Origin of the sequence: Paenibacillus sp. 453mf (assembly GCF_900116105.1) — a bacterium.
GTDB lineage: Bacteria > Bacillota > Bacilli > Paenibacillales > Paenibacillaceae > Paenibacillus > Paenibacillus provencensis.
This window is the reverse complement of record NZ_FPAC01000016.1, coordinates 1-17,866: the sequence shown is the minus strand read 5'-3', so window position 1 is coordinate 17,866 and position 17,866 is coordinate 1. Positions and strand designations below refer to the sequence as shown.

At 39.7% G+C, this 17,866-nt stretch carries 22 protein-coding genes; 10 read left to right on the top strand and 12 right to left on the bottom strand.

Going from position 1 to position 17,866, the window contains the following annotated elements; all coding sequences use genetic code 11:
• From BM415_RS25375 to BM415_RS24180, 6 genes are all read right to left on the bottom strand, one after another.
• Positions 1 to 200: hypothetical protein (locus tag BM415_RS25375; RefSeq protein WP_211753684.1), on the bottom strand; the 200-nt coding region annotated here is incomplete at its 3' end.
• A 173-nt stretch (positions 201 to 373) separates the two neighbouring features.
• Positions 374 to 772: a hypothetical protein gene (locus tag BM415_RS24200; RefSeq protein ID WP_091161918.1), complete on the bottom strand. Its 399-nt coding sequence runs from the start codon at positions 770 to 772 to the stop codon at positions 374 to 376.
• 3 nt (positions 773 to 775) lie between these two features.
• Positions 776 to 1,957 carry a ParM/StbA family protein gene (locus BM415_RS24195; RefSeq protein ID WP_091161917.1) on the bottom strand — a complete coding sequence of 394 codons (1,182 nt, stop codon included), beginning with the start codon at positions 1,955 to 1,957 and terminating at the stop codon, positions 776 to 778.
• Between the two features lie 249 nt (positions 1,958 to 2,206).
• On the bottom strand, positions 2,207 to 2,965 hold the full coding sequence (locus tag BM415_RS24190; protein ID WP_091161915.1) for a hypothetical protein: 759 nt from the start codon (positions 2,963 to 2,965) through the stop codon (positions 2,207 to 2,209).
• Positions 2,966 to 3,001: 36 nt separating this feature from the next.
• Entirely contained in the window at positions 3,002 to 3,274 is a 273-nt protein-coding gene (locus BM415_RS24185) for a hypothetical protein (RefSeq protein WP_091161913.1), read from the bottom strand.
• Between the two features lies 1 nt (position 3,275).
• On the bottom strand, positions 3,276 to 3,563 hold the full coding sequence (locus BM415_RS24180; protein WP_091161912.1) for a hypothetical protein: 288 nt from the start codon (positions 3,561 to 3,563) through the stop codon (positions 3,276 to 3,278).
• Positions 3,564 to 3,826: 263 nt separating this feature from the next.
• On the opposite strand from BM415_RS24180, the gene mobQ reads away from it, so the two are divergent.
• From mobQ to BM415_RS24155, 5 genes are read left to right on the top strand one after another with little or no spacing between them, the layout of a single operon-like run.
• Positions 3,827 to 5,797, top strand: coding sequence for a MobQ family relaxase (gene mobQ, locus BM415_RS24175; RefSeq protein ID WP_091161910.1), 1,971 nt, complete (start codon positions 3,827 to 3,829; stop codon positions 5,795 to 5,797).
• A gap of 9 nt (positions 5,798 to 5,806) precedes the next feature.
• The gene (locus BM415_RS24170) at positions 5,807 to 8,044 is read left to right on the top strand and encodes a VirD4-like conjugal transfer protein, CD1115 family (RefSeq protein ID WP_091161908.1); all 2,238 of its coding nucleotides are present in this window, start codon (positions 5,807 to 5,809) and stop codon (positions 8,042 to 8,044) included.
• 18 nt (positions 8,045 to 8,062) lie between these two features.
• Entirely contained in the window at positions 8,063 to 10,180 is a 2,118-nt protein-coding gene (locus BM415_RS24165; RefSeq protein WP_091161907.1) for a type IA DNA topoisomerase, read from the top strand.
• Positions 10,181 to 10,210: 30 nt separating this feature from the next.
• Positions 10,211 to 10,396 carry a hypothetical protein gene (locus BM415_RS24160; protein ID WP_091161905.1) on the top strand — a complete coding sequence of 62 codons (186 nt, stop codon included), beginning with the start codon at positions 10,211 to 10,213 and terminating at the stop codon, positions 10,394 to 10,396.
• 2 nt (positions 10,397 to 10,398) lie between these two features.
• A complete protein-coding gene (locus BM415_RS24155; RefSeq protein ID WP_091161903.1) occupies positions 10,399 to 11,775 on the top strand; it encodes an ArdC family protein in 1,377 nt (458 codons plus the stop codon).
• A gap of 470 nt (positions 11,776 to 12,245) precedes the next feature.
• Here the strand turns inward: BM415_RS24155 and BM415_RS24150 are convergent, their stop codons facing one another.
• The 5 genes from BM415_RS24150 to BM415_RS25290 all read right to left on the bottom strand — a co-directional run bounded on the left by BM415_RS24150 (position 12,246) and on the right by BM415_RS25290 (position 14,884).
• Complete coding sequence (locus tag BM415_RS24150) at positions 12,246 to 12,938, bottom strand: hypothetical protein (RefSeq protein ID WP_091161902.1); 693 nt, start codon at positions 12,936 to 12,938, stop codon at positions 12,246 to 12,248.
• A 137-nt stretch (positions 12,939 to 13,075) separates the two neighbouring features.
• The gene (locus BM415_RS24145) at positions 13,076 to 13,738 is read right to left on the bottom strand and encodes an ATPase (protein WP_091161899.1); all 663 of its coding nucleotides are present in this window, start codon (positions 13,736 to 13,738) and stop codon (positions 13,076 to 13,078) included.
• Positions 13,735 to 13,932, bottom strand: a complete 198-nt coding sequence (locus BM415_RS24140; RefSeq protein WP_091161898.1) for a hypothetical protein — start codon at positions 13,930 to 13,932, stop codon at positions 13,735 to 13,737. Before BM415_RS24140 ends, BM415_RS24145 begins: the two co-directional genes overlap by 4 nt.
• A gap of 252 nt (positions 13,933 to 14,184) precedes the next feature.
• The gene (locus tag BM415_RS24135) at positions 14,185 to 14,412 is read right to left on the bottom strand and encodes a hypothetical protein (RefSeq protein WP_091161896.1); all 228 of its coding nucleotides are present in this window, start codon (positions 14,410 to 14,412) and stop codon (positions 14,185 to 14,187) included.
• 298 nt (positions 14,413 to 14,710) lie between these two features.
• The gene (locus BM415_RS25290) at positions 14,711 to 14,884 is read right to left on the bottom strand and encodes a hypothetical protein (RefSeq protein ID WP_170862606.1); all 174 of its coding nucleotides are present in this window, start codon (positions 14,882 to 14,884) and stop codon (positions 14,711 to 14,713) included.
• A gap of 859 nt (positions 14,885 to 15,743) precedes the next feature.
• On the opposite strand from BM415_RS25290, the gene BM415_RS25285 reads away from it, so the two are divergent.
• From BM415_RS25285 to BM415_RS24115, 5 genes are all read left to right on the top strand, one after another.
• The gene (locus BM415_RS25285) at positions 15,744 to 15,911 is read left to right on the top strand and encodes a hypothetical protein (protein WP_170862605.1); all 168 of its coding nucleotides are present in this window, start codon (positions 15,744 to 15,746) and stop codon (positions 15,909 to 15,911) included.
• Between the two features lie 272 nt (positions 15,912 to 16,183).
• Positions 16,184 to 16,543 (top strand): hypothetical protein, encoded by a 360-nt coding sequence (locus BM415_RS24130; protein WP_091161894.1) that lies wholly within the window; start codon positions 16,184 to 16,186, stop codon positions 16,541 to 16,543.
• Between the two features lie 47 nt (positions 16,544 to 16,590).
• Positions 16,591 to 16,821, top strand: coding sequence for a hypothetical protein (locus BM415_RS24125; RefSeq protein ID WP_091161893.1), 231 nt, complete (start codon positions 16,591 to 16,593; stop codon positions 16,819 to 16,821).
• Positions 16,821 to 17,000 (top strand): aspartyl-phosphate phosphatase Spo0E family protein, encoded by a 180-nt coding sequence (locus tag BM415_RS24120; protein WP_091161890.1) that lies wholly within the window; start codon positions 16,821 to 16,823, stop codon positions 16,998 to 17,000. Before BM415_RS24125 ends, BM415_RS24120 begins: the two co-directional genes overlap by 1 nt.
• Positions 17,001 to 17,114: 114 nt before the next feature.
• On the top strand, positions 17,115 to 17,624 hold the full coding sequence (locus BM415_RS24115) for a hypothetical protein (protein ID WP_091161888.1): 510 nt from the start codon (positions 17,115 to 17,117) through the stop codon (positions 17,622 to 17,624).
• 60 nt (positions 17,625 to 17,684) lie between these two features.
• Here BM415_RS24115 and BM415_RS25370 read toward each other — a convergent pair.
• On the bottom strand, positions 17,685 to 17,866 hold a 182-nt coding region (locus tag BM415_RS25370; protein WP_211753683.1), incomplete at its 5' end, for a hypothetical protein.

Genomic DNA, 17,866 nt, shown 5'->3' with positions numbered 1-17,866 from the left:
CGCAGCTCCATAGCGCCACTAGTGCAGCTCACACGTCCTGGCGGCCATGAATGACCTTTTGTCTGTCTTCGGACGTAACGGGCAACCAGGCACGTACCAGGAGCGCCTACGAGCTGAAGTCCAGGCGACCGGCACGCGGCTGCTCTTTCCGATCTGGACGAAATTTGGGCAGCATCATAGCGCCCACCGGCGCAGCTCACACACACAGGACAGCCGTAGCCGTCCTTTTGTTCATCTCCGGGTGAATCGAGGAGCCAGGCACACCAGAAGCGCCCACGAGCTGAAGCCCAAGCGCCCGGCTACTCCCTCTGCTTCGACGACAAAAGCGACAAAAAAAAGAGGATGGTTTGGTTTCCCAATCCATCCTCTTTTTTTATAGATTTGTTTTATCTATCATTCCGTAAATATCATCATTGGAATTTTTATGCGTTTCAGTTTTACTGATTTCATTTTCTGTCGAATGTTCTGCAACATCTTCAGGTTCATTATTGGCCGAAGCAGTTTCACTGGTTGGAATTGATGTAGGAGGAACGTTTTTCAGTCCAGATAAAATTGAACGCAATTCGTCAGCTATTGGTTTCTGGAAAAGAGCCTTTTGAATATCGTGTGCCGTAACATCACGATAACCGAACTGTTCAATCATATGTCTCACTAAACTCGTGATTGAGTTTTGAACATTTGATTGAGCATTTACCCAACTATTCAATTGTTCGGTGTCGGGCAATTTACCAATACGCCATGAAACGAGTTCTCTTCTATTTTTATCATTCATTCGTTATGCAACTCCTGGAAAAAACACTTTGGTATGCAAAATTTCAAGACCATCCAAGTTCATATCAATTGCAAACTCTTCCGGAATCCAGAGAATCATGCATTTTACATCCTGAGAAAATTCAATCAGGCTTGGGTAGAGATCTTCCTCGAAAGTAATACTTCCCCCTCCAAAAACCATCATAAAATCAATATCTCCACCTATGGTGCTGTATCGTTCTTGCACATCTTCTAATATCCTATTTGATTCCCCATATTGAGCTTCTGACATGAATTTTTGAGCCAGGTCATGATAATTATTTTGGCTATCTTGCATGATTTCATCAAAGCGTTGGCGATTGATTTTCAAATGACCATTAAGCTCTGATTCAAGTAATTTTGCTGCTTCTTCAGCTGCATGTCCTACGCCACGTTTTTCACCGTGACAGTTCTGTAAAACAGGGTTTACACCGCGGCTATGAATATACTCAGTCGTTCCAGAACCAATATCAATTCCCAATCCTTTTAGAGACAGAAAATCTCTTTGAGTCATGCTATTACGTTTTGGATCGTCTTTATACAATTCACGGAATTTTCTTAGAATCGTATCCTCCGCTTCGATCAAAGCGTATAAAGCTGGAATACCTTCCTGTGTTACCTTGGCGTTTGTATATTTGATTGTAACCGTAACAGACTGAGACCCAACATACACAATGACGATATGGACGATTGGAGATCCTTCTTTTCCAGTGAAGCGTTCTTCAAACTCTTTTGCTATCTCTGAAGTATATTCAGAAGCAGGTATTGCACCTGTTAATGTACCCTGTACATCAATTTTTTCAGGTAACTTCTTATTTTTTTTGTAATATTCTTTTATTGCTTGTGCAGCAGTCAGAGACAAATTCATGATAATTGGAATGTCGTGTTTTGATTTTTTTCCGAGCTTAATATTCATGTTTTCGGATTTTAAAGCATCAAGATTCGCGTGTTGTCCGACTGAGAAAAATCCTGATCTTTTTAATGAAGGACTTGCTATATTTACACTAAGTTCATCTAATAAATTTGCCACATTTTTTTCGATATCTGTTTCTGATGCTGGTTCAGGACTGTGAAGCCTTTTGATGACAGAAGGTTGTTCAATTCGCACTCCATTGATTCGCATTTTTGTTTTAGAGTTACCGAAATCCGTTATCGATCTTACTTTCATTTAAATCACTCCTTAAATGTAAGTTTGCATTCAAATTCAATTCACAAGGCATTCAAATACCATTCATAAAACTATTATAACTGATATTGAATGTAATATCAATTCAATTTGAATATTCAATGAATTCATTTTGCATTCATATTTTAGATTTTATTGACGAAAAAAACGGAATGTTGTCAAAATGAATCCCAAATGAATTCAATTTGAAAACATTTGGGATTATTTAAGGGGAAAAGATTGCTTTTTGTTTTATGGTGACAGCTCCAAGTCATTTCTTGTCTTTTCTTGCTTCTGGCTTTTATCATTTTCCTTTCCTTTTTGTAAATTATTTTGATTATTTTGATTCAATCCTTGCTTCAACGTTTTTTCCATTTCGTCATAACGGTCAATCTCTTGACGATACTTTTCAGGATTTTTTTGTATGTTGTTTATAGCAGAACGTAATGTTTTTGTTTGGGTATTATCAATTTTTTTGTCAATCATCTTTTCAAGTTTTTCAAGCTTTTCGTAATGAAGTTTATAAAGACGTGGATTATTTTCAAGTTTGGATTTAAGCAACTCAATTTTGTTCTTTGTATCAGCCAATTTTAATACATATCTACGCGGCTCACGCTTTAAACTGTCAATAGCCAAGGTGATTTCTTTTCTTTGTGCTTTTACAATGCTGCTGTTCAGTTTAACTTCAACTTTACTCAACTTTTCAAGTTCATTTTTGTTTTTTTCTGGATCTTTATTTAACCTCTCTTTGAGAGAATCTAAATTATGCCGAGCAGCTAACAAACTTTTTAATGATAGTGTTTCTTCCTTTGTTGTTGAATGTTCCGCTTTACTCACTGTGTTCTTTTTATCGTTTAGATCCGGACGGATCGGGACGACTTTATTATCGGCAGAAGGTTGAACATTTTGATTTTCGTTTTGTTGCTTTCTCGTTGTTCTGCTTTTTTGTTTATTCGCAAGTTCTTCAAGTATCTCAATAACTTGGTTATTTAAATGATCTCTTGCGTCCATTATCTATACCTCCCTAGTATAAAAAATATTAAAAATTCATTCAGTATTCCTCCGATACTTTTCTGGTGTGTTTTTCGAAATGAAGTCAGAAAATATTTTAAATAACTCTTCTCTTTTCTCGATAGATAAGTGTTCAATCCCGAAATATTTTTCGGCCAATGCCCCTGTTTGTATCAACCTATTAGCTCGCTGCTTTCTTTCTTTTTCTGAAGTCAATCTAACTATTCGGTTCTTTCTTTCTTCAAGTTGTTCAATTTTTTTATCAATATCAGAAATTGGAGTTTTCTTTATTTCGTTTTCATGTTCCATATCAATTGGCAGAATTCGAACCGGACGCACTGTAGTTATTATGGCTGTTGCTTGAATTCTGATCTACGCGAATTCCGGAATCATTATTATTGAATGAAGCTTTAGCTTCTTGCTTAAACTTATCAATAAGAACCTTTGCTTGTTCGATATCTTCTACTTCCCACGAATCCATCAAATATTCCCCAATGTCTTTTTGTGCTTGCTCAATTATTTTCTTCTGCTTCTCGCGTAACTCTTTAATCTGTTCCTCTAATTTCTGTACTTGACCGAGTTTACTTTTTTTCGCCATTTTGTTTTTCCTCCTTTAGATAATTACGGTGTTAGATGCATAAATTTTACCGTAATTTAGTAGAAAAGTCTACTGAAATGTGGGAAAGTATGGTATACTATATCACATGAACGAAGTGAGAGTGCCCATTTATACCCCTGCTTCGCAGGGAATGGGTCTCGCCTTCGCTCGATTTCATTCACTTTCCGTGAATGACCTTTCCGCTGGAAAGGAGTTTGCTTTCAGCAAATAACCCGCAGGGGCTTGGAAGGAGGTGGGCATGTATGGGGTACTTTTACTTCAGCTCACAGATATTAAACCGTATGAATCATTCCGCTGTTGCGGCCGCAGCTTATCGCAGCGGAGAACCATTATATTCTGAACGTGATGGTTTGACTAAAAATTATGGTGAAAGAACTGTTGCACCTGATTGTTTCATCCTGGCTCCTAAGAATGCGCCAGAATGGGTTAATAATCGTGAACGTTTATGGAATGAAGTTGAAAAAATTGAAAAACAGAAGAATGCACAAATAGCGAGAGAAATTCGTCTTGCTCTTCCTAATGATCTAAACAATGATGATCAAAAGGAATTACTCCTTCAATTTTGCAAAGAGAACTTTTCAGATGAAGGTATGGTTGCAGATGTGGCAATTCACAGAGACAAAGAAAACAATCCCCATGCTCATGTCATGCTCACCATGCGTCCTTTTAATGAAGATGGTTCCTGGGGAAATAAACGTCAGAAAGTTGATAAAGAAGTTAACGGGGTGATGAAGAAAGTAAGTGTACATTTGACTAACTGGAATGAAAAAGAAACGCTCGTTCAATGGAGGAAGAATTATGCGGATCTAATTAATGAAAAGTTAAAAGATCGTGGTATCGAAGATCGAGTTAGTCACGAAAGTTACAAAAATCAAGGACTAGATCGTATACCTGGAATCAGACTGGAACGAACAGCTTTCCAGTATGAAACTAGAGTGAAAGAGCAAGCGATCAGAAACAATGTTCCTTATGAACCAGTTACTTACTATGGAAAAATTAACGAAGAAATTAAACAAATTAATTCCGAATTAGATAAGCTAAAAGAATTGAAAAAGCAACAAGTTGTTTCTCTTTCTGAATATAAAAATGAAAAATCCCTTTCTGAACAACTTGATGTTATTCGATCTAGTCGAAAACTGAATGATGGAGAGAAAACAGCTCTATCTATGGTGGCGCAAAGATCGAAAAGTTATGTGGATTATATCATTGCAAAACAAGTTAAAGATGAAATCGAAAATGGAAACTGGAATAAGAAAATTGAAAGCGAAAAAGTTAAAATTACTTCTGAAAAGAACTTGCTAAATAAAGCATTAAAAGCATATCAAGATGATCCGAAACAAGTATTGAAATATGGCTTCACTCCTACTAAATTTATGGATCAAATGAAGGAGAAGGTTTCACATATCAAAACGCTAGAACAAAAAAATATGGAAGACCTATCTAAGTTGAAAATGCTTTTGAACAAAGCTGATCAAGCTTTAGATATTCAAAGTGATTTTACTCGAAAAGAATTTTCAGTTCTGTATCAGTCCACCAATAATTATTCTGTTGATGAAATGTATCATGCAGTTCAGTATTTCAAAGAGACGAATAAAGTACTAAGCGAAGATGAAATATCTTCTTATGCTGTTTCCAAATATAAAGAGCATGAAAGAAATACTCCTTCTTTGGCTGAACAAACTAGAAATATTTCAAAGAGTGTTTTCATCTTAGACAGAGCGATACAGAAACAAATGAAAGAACGGTTAAGTGCTTTAAAAGAACAAAACTTTGATCTTGTCTATGAAGCAAACAAAAAGATTGAACAGTTCACATTACAAAAAGACCGACATGAAAAAGATTTAGCTGAAAACGTTCAATTACTTCGCGTAAATTTACAAAAATATTATTCTGATTCTCTCGATCACATTACAAATGCTGAAGTCTTACTACGCCTTCAGGATCGGCAAGACAACGGAATGAGTTCCGGGCGAGTTGACCAGGATCTTAATGTTATTCATCAACAAATCGCAAAAGAAATTAATGACAAACCTATGGACAATTCATTTACACCTGATCAACAAGTCGAACGTCAATATTCACAAAGTGTTGCATCTGGATTGTTCCAGGCATTGGAGCAAGCTCAACGTGCGAATGAAAATAAAAAACATGAAAAAGATCCTACTGAGAAGAAGCAGCGAAGAAGATACAGAGGTCAAGAGTTGGATCATTAAGGAGGTATTATGGAATTTAAAAACAAGGCGTGGAAACCTATTTTTGCTAGTTTCCTGATGAGTATTTTGTTCTCATATCTGCTCATGGTTGGTTTTTATGTAATTGGCCCGGGCGGCGATTTAACTCAATTATTGTTAGAGCCTGTAAAGGTTGTTTCTTTTGCTTACGCCCAGGAAAATTTGAAAGTCATATTTTCCTTGATGCCGTTTGTTATCTTAGGGGGCATGTTGTATTCCATGAGGTCATCTATTTTGTTACCGAAACTTGTGGATGCCAGTGATTTCGGATTACACGGAACATCAAAATGGGGTCAGCCATCTGATGTAGTTAATGGGAAGACATTTTCTAAACGTAATGCTTACAACAAAGATCCAATGAGCGCATTCAAGATGGAACCGGGTATCATCTTGGGGAAAATCCCAAGCAGAAAAGAACTAATCATCATGCCTAAAGGAACAAATATCGACAATCGAAATGTTTTAATCATTGGATCTTCCGGTTCAGGTAAAGGGCAAGCTTATGTTTTTCCAAATATGATGAATCATGTTGAAGAGACTATCATCGTAACGGATCCTAAAGGTGAGATTTACGAAGCCACTCACCAACTCAAACGAGATCAAGGTTACAAGGTATATCAAATTGACTTTGTTAATTTTTCTGAAGAGGTTGGCTATAATCCTCTGGATTATGTTGACGATGATGAAGATGCGCGAGCTGTGGCGAACACGATTGCATCCAATGCAGTCGATGATGGAAAAAGGGATTTTTGGAGCGAATCGGCTATAGCTTATTTTGCGGCTATCATCCTTTATATCAAAACAGAATACCGTCACACTGCAACTATGACTCATGTAGTGCAATTTACGGCCAAGGCAGGAAAGGATGAAGAATTCCTCGATAACTTGTTGGAAGATATGTCTGTAGATCATCCAGCATATGACATGTTTACTTTGGCTAATATGAGCGCCGGGAACACAAGGACAGGAATTATGTCCACGTTGGCTCAACAAATTGGTATCTTCGCCATGCGGAAGATTGCAAAGTTTACGGCTAAGAGTTCATTTAACTTCCGTGATCTTCAGGAAGAAAAAACGGTACTTTACATTAAAGTACGGATGAAGAGTAATCCATTTAAGCAGCTCACGGCCACTTTCTTTGAACAACTAATTGACACCTTCTATGATATCGCGGACGAGAATCATTCACGGCTGCCAATTGACTCTATTTACTTACTGGATGAATTTGCGAATATCGGGAAAATCAATGGGTATCCGAACATCCTGGCAACTTGTCGAGGACTGGGGATGTCGATGCACACGGTTATTCAAGATATCGGGCAATTGGAAGACAAACGTATGTATGGCCCGGATATGGCGCGATCCATCATCAACAATCATGATACAACACTGTTTTTGCGAACCAAGGATACCAAGACCGCCAAATACTTCAGTGATGTTGCCGGGGAAACCACGATTAAGCATAAACAGAAAAGTACCTCTATTGGAGAGAAAAACGCTTCTAAGAGCATTTCCGAACAGTTTGTAAAGCGACCTTTGATTACACAAGGTGAGCTGCTTAATGTAAACCCTGCTGTGTGCTATCTTTTCGTGAACGGCTATTTTCCTTTAAAACTAGAAAAGTCTTATCAGTATAAAGTGTATGGCGAATTCCTATTTGCAAAAGACCGTAAACCTAACTACGAACGTTCTTCCAGAAATAACTTTTTGAAGTTCTTCGGTATTAGCTCAGTAAACCATGTTGAGAAGCTTCCAGAAGCTCATACAGCCATCGATCCAGAAGAACGGGAATTAGAAGATGCGGATTATGATGAAGCCTTAGAAGCCGAAATGCTGGCCTTAGAAGAGGAAATGGAAAAGATTCCTGAAGAAGAAGACGTACCGTTTGCGGAAGAAGATGAATTAGAGGACGGAGAAGGTATCTCAACAGAAGAACTAAGCATGTTGTTAGGTAATCTTGACCCAATCGATCAAACACCATTAGAACCACTTGAAGAAGCTCCTATTGCTACTGGAGCAACAGATGATGGAATTACCGATGAAGATGTACAGGCGGCCTTTAGAGAGCTAGAGGAAGCGTTAAACGGGATTGGTGACGACGATCCTGACGCTGAAGCTTTAATGGAAGTGATTAAGGAGCTTACAGATGAAGCGGCTGCTGATCAGGAAGAAATGGCTAAGGGTGAACAGAAAATGAAACAGGACGATTCAGACGACTTACCAATGTGATACATGGAGGAATGCACAATGATAATCGTGTTAGCTGAAAAACCTGACCAGGGCAGAAAATTGGCTGCGCCTTTCCCACATACCAAGGGGAAAGGTTTTCTTCTCATTAATCCGTGCAAGGAGTTTCCAGGCGGCGCTAAGGTCACATGGGCTATCGGGCATTTAGTAGAACTCAAAAATCCAGATGAATACAACGAAGCCTGGAAAAGATGGAGCCTGGATAGTCTACCTATTATTCCAGAACAATTTGAGTATAAGGTGTCAAAAGATAAAGCAGCGCAGTTCAAGGTTGTAAAAGATTTATTAAAAGAAGCCGATCAAATTATCATAGCGACTGACCCGGCGCGAGAGGGTGAAAATATTGCCCGGCTACTTATCATGATGGCCGGTTGTTCCAACAAGCCAATAAAACGGCTGTGGACTTCCTCTCTAACCGAAAATGCGATACGGAAAGGTTTTGCTGAAGTACGGGACGGATCGACGACCATTAACCTCTTTTATGAAGCTCAAGCTCGGCAAATCTCTGACTGGCTTATCGGGCTGAATGCTAGCCGACTGTACACGCTGCATCTGCAGCGTAAGGGATTCAAGGAAGTGTTTAGTGTTGGCCGAGTACAAACGCCGGTGCTTACGCTCATTTACAACCGCCAGTGTGATATTAAAAATTTTAAATCCGAACCATTTTATGAGCTTGTGGCTGAGTTCACCGTTTCTACAGGGAAATACACCGGTAAGCTACGCGATCGTTATCCGTCTAAAGAAAAATTGTATGAAGCGGTAAAACCCTATATTGAGCCTGGAAAGGCCTCGTACCATGGGGTTATCAAACGAGTAGAAGTAAATGAAAAGCGGACGCAGCCGCCCACATTGTATAATCTGTCCGGTTTACAGGCTTCCATGAATAAAAAGAAGAAATATAGCCCAACGGACGTATTAACTACTGTGCAATCACTGTATGAAAAAGGTTTTGTCTCCTATCCGCGATCCGATTCACAGCATATTACAACGGAAGAGTTTGCATACCTGAAGCAGAACCTAAGCAATTATCAGCAGCTCATAGCTGTTTCGTTCCAGGCGCATAGTTTGGAGCCATCCAAAAGATTTGTTAATCCAGATAAAGTGAGCGATCACTATGCGATTATTCCGACTGAAAAAATACCATCATCGACGGCAGACTTTTCGGAAATGGAAAAGGCTACCTATGATGAAATTATCAAAAGTGCTCTAGGCATGTTTTTGCCTGACTATACTTACGAAGAAACAGTCATTACAACGGCCATAGGTGAAGTAGATTTTATTACAAAGGGAAAAATGGAAAAGTCTATCGGTTGGAAGCTGCTGTATCGCAACGATCCGGAAGGAACAGATGATGAAGAGGACAAAGCCCTACCACGTGTTAAACAGACAGATCCAACGACGACTGGGATTGTTATCGTCAAGGATGGTATGACGCAGCCACCTAAGCCGTATACACAGGGGCAGCTTATCACTCTCATGACGAATGCCGGTCGTCACGTTGAGGATAAGGAAATGCGGGATGCTTTAAATGAAAGTGAAGGTTTAGGTACTGAAGCGACAAGATCGAGTATTATCGAAACACTCATGCAGCGAGAATTTATCCTAGTGAAGAAGAACCAGGTCTATGTAACACCGAAGGGCGAGGTTTTATGTGAAGCTGTGAAAGGTACTGTTCTATCCAAACCTGAAATGACAGCTCAATGGGAGATATTCTTGAAGGAGATTGGCCGAGGTAACAAGAAAAGCAGCGTCTTTATTGAGAATACGAAAAAATTATGCCATAAATTGCTGGAACAAGCTTCTGCTGACATGGGGAATTTGAACGTTCAGGCGCAAATTGCGGCCACAGAAGAAGCCGAGCAAATTTGCAAATGTCCTTGTGGGAACGGCTATATAACGGACAAAGGGAAATTTTATGGTTGTACGGCCTACAAAGAGGGTTGCAAGATCTCATTTTTCAAAGAGTTATTAGGCAAAAAGTTAACTCCTACTCAAATCAAAACGTTATGTGAGAAAGGGAAAACTGGCAAGATTAAAGGATTCACGAGCAAAAGTAAAAAGAAATTTGAAGCTGCTCTTTCCTTAAAAGAAGGAAAGATCGAGTTTATTTTCTCATAACATTTTCTCATGACAGAGAGGGGAAACACCATGTACCAATTTTATGAGATCGTGGGGAGCGAGAAACCTATTTACGTGACAAAACCTGAAGGATATCTGTCATATGAGGAAGTTCCGAACGGGGATCTTGTTAACTATGAAGAAATCGGCTATCTGGAGATTATAGAAAACGGGGTTAAATTGTACGAACCTCTATATGTGAGGGAGGGTGAATAAGGATGCCGTTTCCTAAATCTGGCGACTATGAAGCGAAGATGGCTCAGGTGCAGAAACAAGTTGACCAGGCCATAGAAAGAATATTTAATAAGTCTGAATTTCAACGCTACTTAGAAGTAGCTTCTAAGTTCCCAAAATACAGTTTGAATAATGTGGTTATGATTTACGCCCAAAAACCTGAAGCTACAATGGTGCAGGGATACAATGCTTGGAAGGACATGGGACGACAGGTGCAGAAAGGTGAAACGGCCATTAAAATTTTTGCTCCTACATTTAAGAAAGTCGATATGACTAAGGTAGATCCGGTTACACAACGTCCTCAGCTTGATGCAAAGGGAAAAGAAATTACCGAGAAGAAGGAAATGCTTACAGGCTTCAAGGCTGTTAACGTATTTGATGTGAGCCAGACGCAAGGTAAAGAAATAGTCAATGTAAGGCAGTTCGTCCGTGATGATATAAGAGACAGTGCAGGAGCTGCACAAATGTATCGTCAGTTTTCTGATCACCTTGCAAAGAAAATGGATGTACGAGAGAATGCCGAGGATTTTAAAGACAAGCCTAATGTGCGTGGGTATTATGATCGTGAGGATCATGCCATCCGGATCAATCCGGCTATTGAAAATTCGACGATGAAATTCAAAACATTAATCCATGAGTATGCACATTCGCAGCTCCACCGCATGGACAGTCCTTTGAAGGACTTGCCACGAGAGCATAAGGAAGCCCAGGCTGAAGCCACGGCCTTTATGGTGACAAAGTATTACGGGATGGATACGGAAGCCTACAGCGCCGGTTACATTGCAACGTGGGCCAAGGATGTTCAATTGGCTAAACAAGCCCTGGGAGAGATCCAGAAAACAGCAAATAATATTATCCGTGAGATTGATCATAATTTGAACAGGGAACGCATACAGGAAGCTACAAAAAACCAGCTATTGTTGGATGCAAAAGACAATGAACAAGCATTCTTCTTGGAGGGTGCTTATAAAGCATCCGTTCAGATCCGTTCAGATTTCAGCACTAACCCTTCAGCCTTCAAAAATGAGGTTGAAGATGTGAAATTGTTAATCTCTTATGCAGATAAAATGGAGCGGAACGAGAAAATTCCAGAACATATGGAGGATGCATACAATAAGATCCGTGATGAAATATTCAGGTCTGACAAACCAGAAGTAACCGAATCTAAGAGAGCGGTTTTAGCTGAATATATAGAGCGCTACGAAAAAGCTGTTTCTCACGGAAAACCGGTTCCTGGTATGGATGCAGCTAGAGAAGTGGCCGCAGCTTCTACGGATCGAGACGACAAGCCAAAAGGACAGGACAAATCCAATGTAATAGAGTTTCCAAAATCAAAATCAGGGCCAGAATTAGAGCGTTAAATAGGCTGATTATGGTATAATAGAGAAGACAAAGTAACCGGTGGGAATATCGGCACGGCGAAGCTTACCCGAAAGGGGGTGACGCCGTGTCACTTCTTGAAGTCGTGCAGCATTTTCTTGAAATTAGCGATAAGCTAGTTAGTATTGCAGTGGGGTTAATAGCCTTATGCAGTGCGTGGAAAGCAGCGCGGAACAAGAAAAACCACCGGGATTAGGTTGGTCGCCTTGCAATCCGGTGGTTTTTCATTCGTTTGATTGAAATTCGCCGTGGTCGCCCACCGGCCTTTGTTAGACAAGTCACGATGTTACAGCATCGTGGCTTTTGTTTATTTTACACTTGTTATACTTTTATTATACCACAGTAGGAGCATTTAGGAACATCCAGGCAGCATTACAATTTCATGAGTTGCCGATTTCCTAATTTCTTGCAGACAGGCAATAATTGGCGAATAATACAAAGGTTCGTTGTATTATTTAAACAAGTTGAATAAATTGGACAACCCATGCCAGCTTGTAGCAACTATCTGCCACATTGTTGGGAAGAAGTTGAATATACTATGAATTGGATGAAAAAGAAGACCAAATATGCAGCCAATGAACAGCATAATGAATGCCAATCCCAATCCAACAACTGTATGTAGAATGTCCCAAATGACATAAGTCAGTACCACAAACTTCCCATGCAATTGGTCTAACTTACTTCCACTCATAAATACGTCATCTAGAGTAAAGTCTAACTTTAAATTATGTACTAGTTTTGAAGGTGTATTAATCATATAAGAATAGTTATAAAGAATATTGGTTGAGAAATCGAGCGTGGTCGGAACAAAATTACCCGATGCGTACTTCAGATGATAACGTAGATCATTTTCTCCAAATGCTGTAGCTAAAGCTCTTTTTTCTATAGCTTCTGATTTTTTAAGCGACGGCTGTATAGTTTCAATTAATGCAACAACGTTTGCGCCACTAGTACTTACATCACTTTCTGTGAGGCTTAATAATTGGTCTGAAGTGGTATTCAGACCATCGACTCCATACGATGCCAAAACAACTTTTATGTTGTATACATCTTTGTAATCACTGGCTACTGCTTGCCATCCGAATAAAACCACGATGGCAATAATCCAGAATCCCCAAAATGTTCTACTCAATGTTTCACTCATTAACTTAAAACCCCTCACCACATATGATCATATTGACTTACGTTAATATGTCAGTTTAGTGTATATTTCTGTGGAATAAAAGTCCAGAATGTAACTTCCATATGTATACTGGAGCCAGCTTGAATACTTGTTCTCTATCAGCGCTCCAGATCCGATCCTTTCATTTTTTTTGTTTGTTTCTCTTCACGTTTGTCCGTACTTTCATCCGCATGTGTGTGCTCCTGTTCTTTCTCCGATTCTTTTAAAAAGGCACCTTTCACCCACTGGGGAATGTCTTTGGATATAGTTTGAACCTTTCCTTTTTCTACCTCCATTACTAATCTAAATTTTGAGGTGTTATCAAAAATAAAAGAGCGATCAGATAACTTTAATGCTTCAGGTAAGTTACCGATCGATCGGTCATATCGTCTTCGGATATCCTCTTCTGGAATATGATGGCCACCATTCTTTACTCGCATTTCTACTCGCTCGATGTGATACTCCACGTTTTTAAGACCTACGTAATATAGGTTTATTTCAAAGCCTGCCTTTTTGGCTTGTTCCATTTGCCGTATTGCATTTTTACCGGCAAGCGTTGTTTCAATGGAAAAGCTCTTTCCGTTCTGTATACATTCACGGACGCGTTTGATAGCTTCTCTTCCTGCTGATGGAGAAACCGATTCTGGATGACGAGGATTGATCGTTTTTGCAATGGCATCCGGATCAATAACCTCTCCTAACTGATCGTTAAAGTTCCTGGTTAATGTGCTTTTCCCTGCTCCATTCGTTCCAGCAAAAACAGTCATGACGGGTTTGCTCATGGGTATTCGATTTCCTTTTTGTTACCATTTTCTTCATATATAATCTCTGTTTTTCTGCCATCCGGATATTCCTTGATCATTTTTTCATTTTCTTCATATACAATGGGCACACCATTGTTTTTGGCCTCTTGTCTGGCCGAGAATGTGGCTTTTACTAAAATTTCATTTAATTCAGAAATTGACATACGTTTCATGTGAAGGTACCCTCCTTAAATAATTTTACGTTAAAGTCCCACGCTATTATGGACGCATCATTTTTCAAGTTTAGCTAAGCTTTTTGCCATTCTCAAGAAATCTTTCTCACTAATTTGTCCAGACAGTTTTTGTTCAATTAGCTTATTGGCTCCGACTTGGAGCTCCTGTCCTTCAATATTTAAACTAGCCTCAGATATACGGATCGATCGCTCCATCTGATCTTCATCGAATGTAGATTCGATTACCTCCTTTCATTTGACCTTCGCATTATGCATCTCTTGAGATGCACTTATGTATTGTCTGTGCTGTTTGAAGGTGATTGTATCTTCAAAGTCTTGATGCATCTTTAATAAGTAAGCAATAACGGCTGATTCTGTTTTTAACTCAGCCTTTAACTGCGAATGCAAATGATGGAGTTCTTCTTTGACTGAAGGAATTACTTTTACATTTTTTCGTACGTCGTTCTCGTCCTGTTTCATAACGCCCTCCTAACTATGTTTGTATCTATTATAACATATTTAGGATACAAAATATAGATGAATGGATATATTAATCGAGTTATATACAAATATAGGATGAGAAGTGACCGGAGTTTACGGTGAACCCCAAGCACAGGAAAAGTATTCGGTATTAGATTGAGTTTTGATCGAGCAAAAATTTCTGTTGTTCGGTGAAAATAAAGTTTAGACAGCTCCAGAAAAATAAACAGCGGCAGTCTTAGACTGCCGCTGTGGTCATTCAACTAACGTTATCAGTTAGATGTTTGAGTAGTTGTATTTACCGCCTTTTTTTACGTTCTTGGTTCCGTTGTTCAGGGGATTTAGACGTTTCATTGATGATATGTACAATGAGATAAAAGATGCCGCCAATAATTTTAAAAATAATTCCAACAATAATAATTATTATCTCTAAAATAATTTGTATCCATGAAATAATTGAAAATGGATTCATAATTCCTCCTAGATCGTGTCCTGTATTTTTATATCGGAATGACGTGCCTTTTCTTTAATTACAGACGACTTTAAATGGCGCATACTGCCAGGGGGGAGTTTTATCAGTCTGATACTTTTTTTGGACTTCAGTATCGCGGTAATTATCGGTTGAATACAAACATTATTTTGTTGGTCAATTTGCCGGAACGAAGTAATTCCTAATATTAAAAAGGGCGGCCTGGAGTGCTGCCTTTTTTCTGTATATGCTTCAGCATAGACTTGGCTTGAGCCAAGTAATGGTTTTAAGACAACAAGGGCTTATGCCACCAGCTCTAAGGCGGTAAAATACACCGCCTAAGAGCTGGTATGGCACCGCTGCGGGGTTACTCAGCCCGATAAATAGGCGGCCTAAGCCGTGGAAAAGCACCACGGCTAAAGCCGCCTACGTTCCTGGCCTTCGCTTAACACCCCACACGGAGCAAAGGTCAAAGTCAAAGGCAGTTTGATCCGCACCGTTTAGCGTTCTGGCTGCCTTTTTTCTCCTGCTTTTGTCATTGAGCTAATCCCATGCCCTTTCTCCGTCCTCATAGCAAACCATATATAACCCTGGTGAACAAGGTGGAAAAAATTTTGAGAATGACGCTCAAATTTTTTTCCATCCCTACGGGCAGCCTTGTTCCCCAGGAACATATATGGTTTAAACGCTATGACGGCGAAATGGACATGGGATTAAACGCTCTTTGACAAAAGCATACGAAAACGGCAAGACAGCAAGACCGAAAACTGTACATCAAACCTAAAACCTAAAGATTCCGGCTCCTTGGAAGTGGATTGAAGGTTAAAGAAAAAAATAAAATGCCTGAAAGGAGGTGATAAAGATGCAGAATGAGACAATTGTCATGTTGGCCGTTATCTCGGCTTTTATGCAAGTGATTGTTCAATTGTTGGGGGTCGTCAAGGCGTTCATTGAATGGAATACGGCTCGACAAAAAGTAAAAGGCTCCGACCGTTCGCGGCGGTCGAAGCCCAAGAAAAAAACCAAATAACTAACCCACGCTAGCAGGTTGGGTAAGGGGGATGCTTTCTCAACCCTTACCCTTCCATATTAACACAAAATTTCATCATGTTAAAGGGAGGACAAACCCAATGGAAATGTTACTTTTGATACTCATTTTGTTCAGTATTTTTCTTCAGTCGATTACGTTCCTGCTTAATTGGTCAACGCAAAAATACAATGACCGGAAATAGGAAGACCGGCAGCGGCCGCCAGGCTGCTGCCCACATCCATCATTTTAGAGCCAAGAGCAGGAGGAAGAACATGAAAACTCAAAAACTTAAAATATTAGCAGCTTTGACTGTATGTCAGGGTATTTATAAAAAAGCGGTCTTTGTCTTGAATGGACAACCGGTTAAAATACACTTTCTAACAATGAACGAGTACCGCGAAATGGTTGATAATCTCACACCTGCCCGAACTCATGAATGGGCTGGTATGCTGAAGAAGGTCGATGAAAGAAAGCCTATCTATTATTGCATTTGGACGGTGCAAGTAAATGAATATCACTTGATAACGAATAAGATCCAGGAACTAATAGATGCGGTCATTACTGAACATGTCGCAACTTTTGAAATGGATATTTCCTCTATTGAAATTCGTGGCCAACGAGAAGCTAATTAATTCATTGCGCCGGGCTTCACCCGGCGTATAAAGGAGAATCAGAAAGCATGGAGAGTGTTCATAAAAGTAGATCAGTGCTGAATGATAAAGTCATTTTGTTCTCTCAGAAGAAATCTTCGTTTGTTGAGGACCTAACCGCTAAACAGGAAATGAAATATTTCATGCTGGAAATGGCTGTGCCGGTGATTCCTGGTTTGGAAGATAGATTAATTCGAGAGGGTAAAGCTGTCGATAAATTGTTTACGATGGTAGCAAACCAATTATTTGGAATTAAATAATGAGAGCTGGTGAGCTGATGGACTTGAAATGTCGCATTGAGGTGGAACGGCAGTTACTTAATGAGCTGGCCACAAACTACGGTATAAATGATCCGCGAACACTAATGAAATCCCAAGAGCTTGATTTAGTGCTAAATCAGTATAATGAGTTGATAAAAAATAAAAAGCCGACTGCATAAGCAATCGACTTAGGGTGAGAAACTTTACCGGGTCGCTCACCCTTCCTATTTTATCATATATCACTGAAGTACACAGCAGGATTGAAGTCATGGAAAGAGAGGATGGATAAAAGAATGGTGATATATACATGCCCTTATTGTGGTGTTGAGCTGAAGAGTGAAAACGGTGCTTATTACTGCTGTTTTTGTGAAATGTCTATTACTACCGAAGATGCACAGGAGAATGGTGAGCGCAAGCAGATCCCTTTCCTGCTAAGCAACGTTACCATTTCAGATGCAGAAGAGAACACCATACAGCTCATGCAAAGATCAACGAATGATTTAATTGTGATGCTTCGTTTGGTTCGTCAGAAGCGTGCCAATTTCTATAACTATTTGAGGGTTCTTAATAAGGCCAATGAAGAAAAACGTGATTTTCAGGAACATGCCGCGATATCAGGCAAGGACTATGAATATTGGACACGTAAGGCATGGGTACTGGAAAATATATTGCGCGATCGCACTGGTGTATTCCCTGAGAAAATAACGGATGACTATTTGCTTAGTTTGTCCATGAGAGCTGACAAGATCAACGGCAAATCTATGAAAATAAGAGCTAAAAAACAAACCATTAAAGATACATAAGGCTAGAACGCGGCTGCTCCCTCCGATCCTAAGGAGATCCGCACCGTTCTATAGCGCCCACTAGCGCCGCTCACGGCCAGGATGGCCACGCTCATCCTTTTGTCTACTCTCGGAAGTATCGAGTGCCAGACAAACACCAGGAGCACCACGAGCTGAAGCCCTAGCAACAGGCACGAGGCTGCTCCCTCTGATCCTAAGGAGATCCGCACCCGTTCTATAGCGCCCACTAGCGTCGCTCACGA

Excerpts from the sequence above, each read along its gene's own strand:
- BM415_RS24200 (WP_091161918.1), bottom strand. The coding sequence starts at position 772 with ATGAATGATAAAAATAGAAGAGAACTCGTTTCATGGCGTATTGGTAAA.
- BM415_RS24195 (WP_091161917.1), bottom strand. The coding sequence starts at position 1,957 with ATGAAAGTAAGATCGATAACGGATTTCGGTAACTCTAAAACAAAAATG.
- BM415_RS24190 (WP_091161915.1), bottom strand. The coding sequence starts at position 2,965 with ATGGACGCAAGAGATCATTTAAATAACCAAGTTATTGAGATACTTGAA.
- BM415_RS24185 (WP_091161913.1), bottom strand. The coding sequence starts at position 3,274 with ATGGAACATGAAAACGAAATAAAGAAAACTCCAATTTCTGATATTGAT.
- BM415_RS24180 (WP_091161912.1), bottom strand. The coding sequence starts at position 3,563 with ATGGCGAAAAAAAGTAAACTCGGTCAAGTACAGAAATTAGAGGAACAG.
- mobQ (WP_091161910.1), top strand. The coding sequence starts at position 3,827 with ATGGGGTACTTTTACTTCAGCTCACAGATATTAAACCGTATGAATCAT.
- BM415_RS24170 (WP_091161908.1), top strand. The coding sequence starts at position 5,807 with ATGGAATTTAAAAACAAGGCGTGGAAACCTATTTTTGCTAGTTTCCTG.
- BM415_RS24165 (WP_091161907.1), top strand. The coding sequence starts at position 8,063 with ATGATAATCGTGTTAGCTGAAAAACCTGACCAGGGCAGAAAATTGGCT.
- BM415_RS24160 (WP_091161905.1), top strand. The coding sequence starts at position 10,211 with ATGTACCAATTTTATGAGATCGTGGGGAGCGAGAAACCTATTTACGTG.
- BM415_RS24155 (WP_091161903.1), top strand. The coding sequence starts at position 10,399 with ATGCCGTTTCCTAAATCTGGCGACTATGAAGCGAAGATGGCTCAGGTG.
- BM415_RS24150 (WP_091161902.1), bottom strand. The coding sequence starts at position 12,938 with ATGAGTGAAACATTGAGTAGAACATTTTGGGGATTCTGGATTATTGCC.
- BM415_RS24145 (WP_091161899.1), bottom strand. The coding sequence starts at position 13,738 with ATGAGCAAACCCGTCATGACTGTTTTTGCTGGAACGAATGGAGCAGGG.
- BM415_RS24140 (WP_091161898.1), bottom strand. The coding sequence starts at position 13,932 with ATGAAACGTATGTCAATTTCTGAATTAAATGAAATTTTAGTAAAAGCC.
- BM415_RS24135 (WP_091161896.1), bottom strand. The coding sequence starts at position 14,412 with ATGAAACAGGACGAGAACGACGTACGAAAAAATGTAAAAGTAATTCCT.
- BM415_RS25290 (WP_170862606.1), bottom strand. The coding sequence starts at position 14,884 with ATGAATCCATTTTCAATTATTTCATGGATACAAATTATTTTAGAGATA.
- BM415_RS25285 (WP_170862605.1), top strand. The coding sequence starts at position 15,744 with ATGCAGAATGAGACAATTGTCATGTTGGCCGTTATCTCGGCTTTTATG.
- BM415_RS24130 (WP_091161894.1), top strand. The coding sequence starts at position 16,184 with ATGAAAACTCAAAAACTTAAAATATTAGCAGCTTTGACTGTATGTCAG.
- BM415_RS24125 (WP_091161893.1), top strand. The coding sequence starts at position 16,591 with ATGGAGAGTGTTCATAAAAGTAGATCAGTGCTGAATGATAAAGTCATT.
- BM415_RS24120 (WP_091161890.1), top strand. The coding sequence starts at position 16,821 with ATGAGAGCTGGTGAGCTGATGGACTTGAAATGTCGCATTGAGGTGGAA.
- BM415_RS24115 (WP_091161888.1), top strand. The coding sequence starts at position 17,115 with ATGGTGATATATACATGCCCTTATTGTGGTGTTGAGCTGAAGAGTGAA.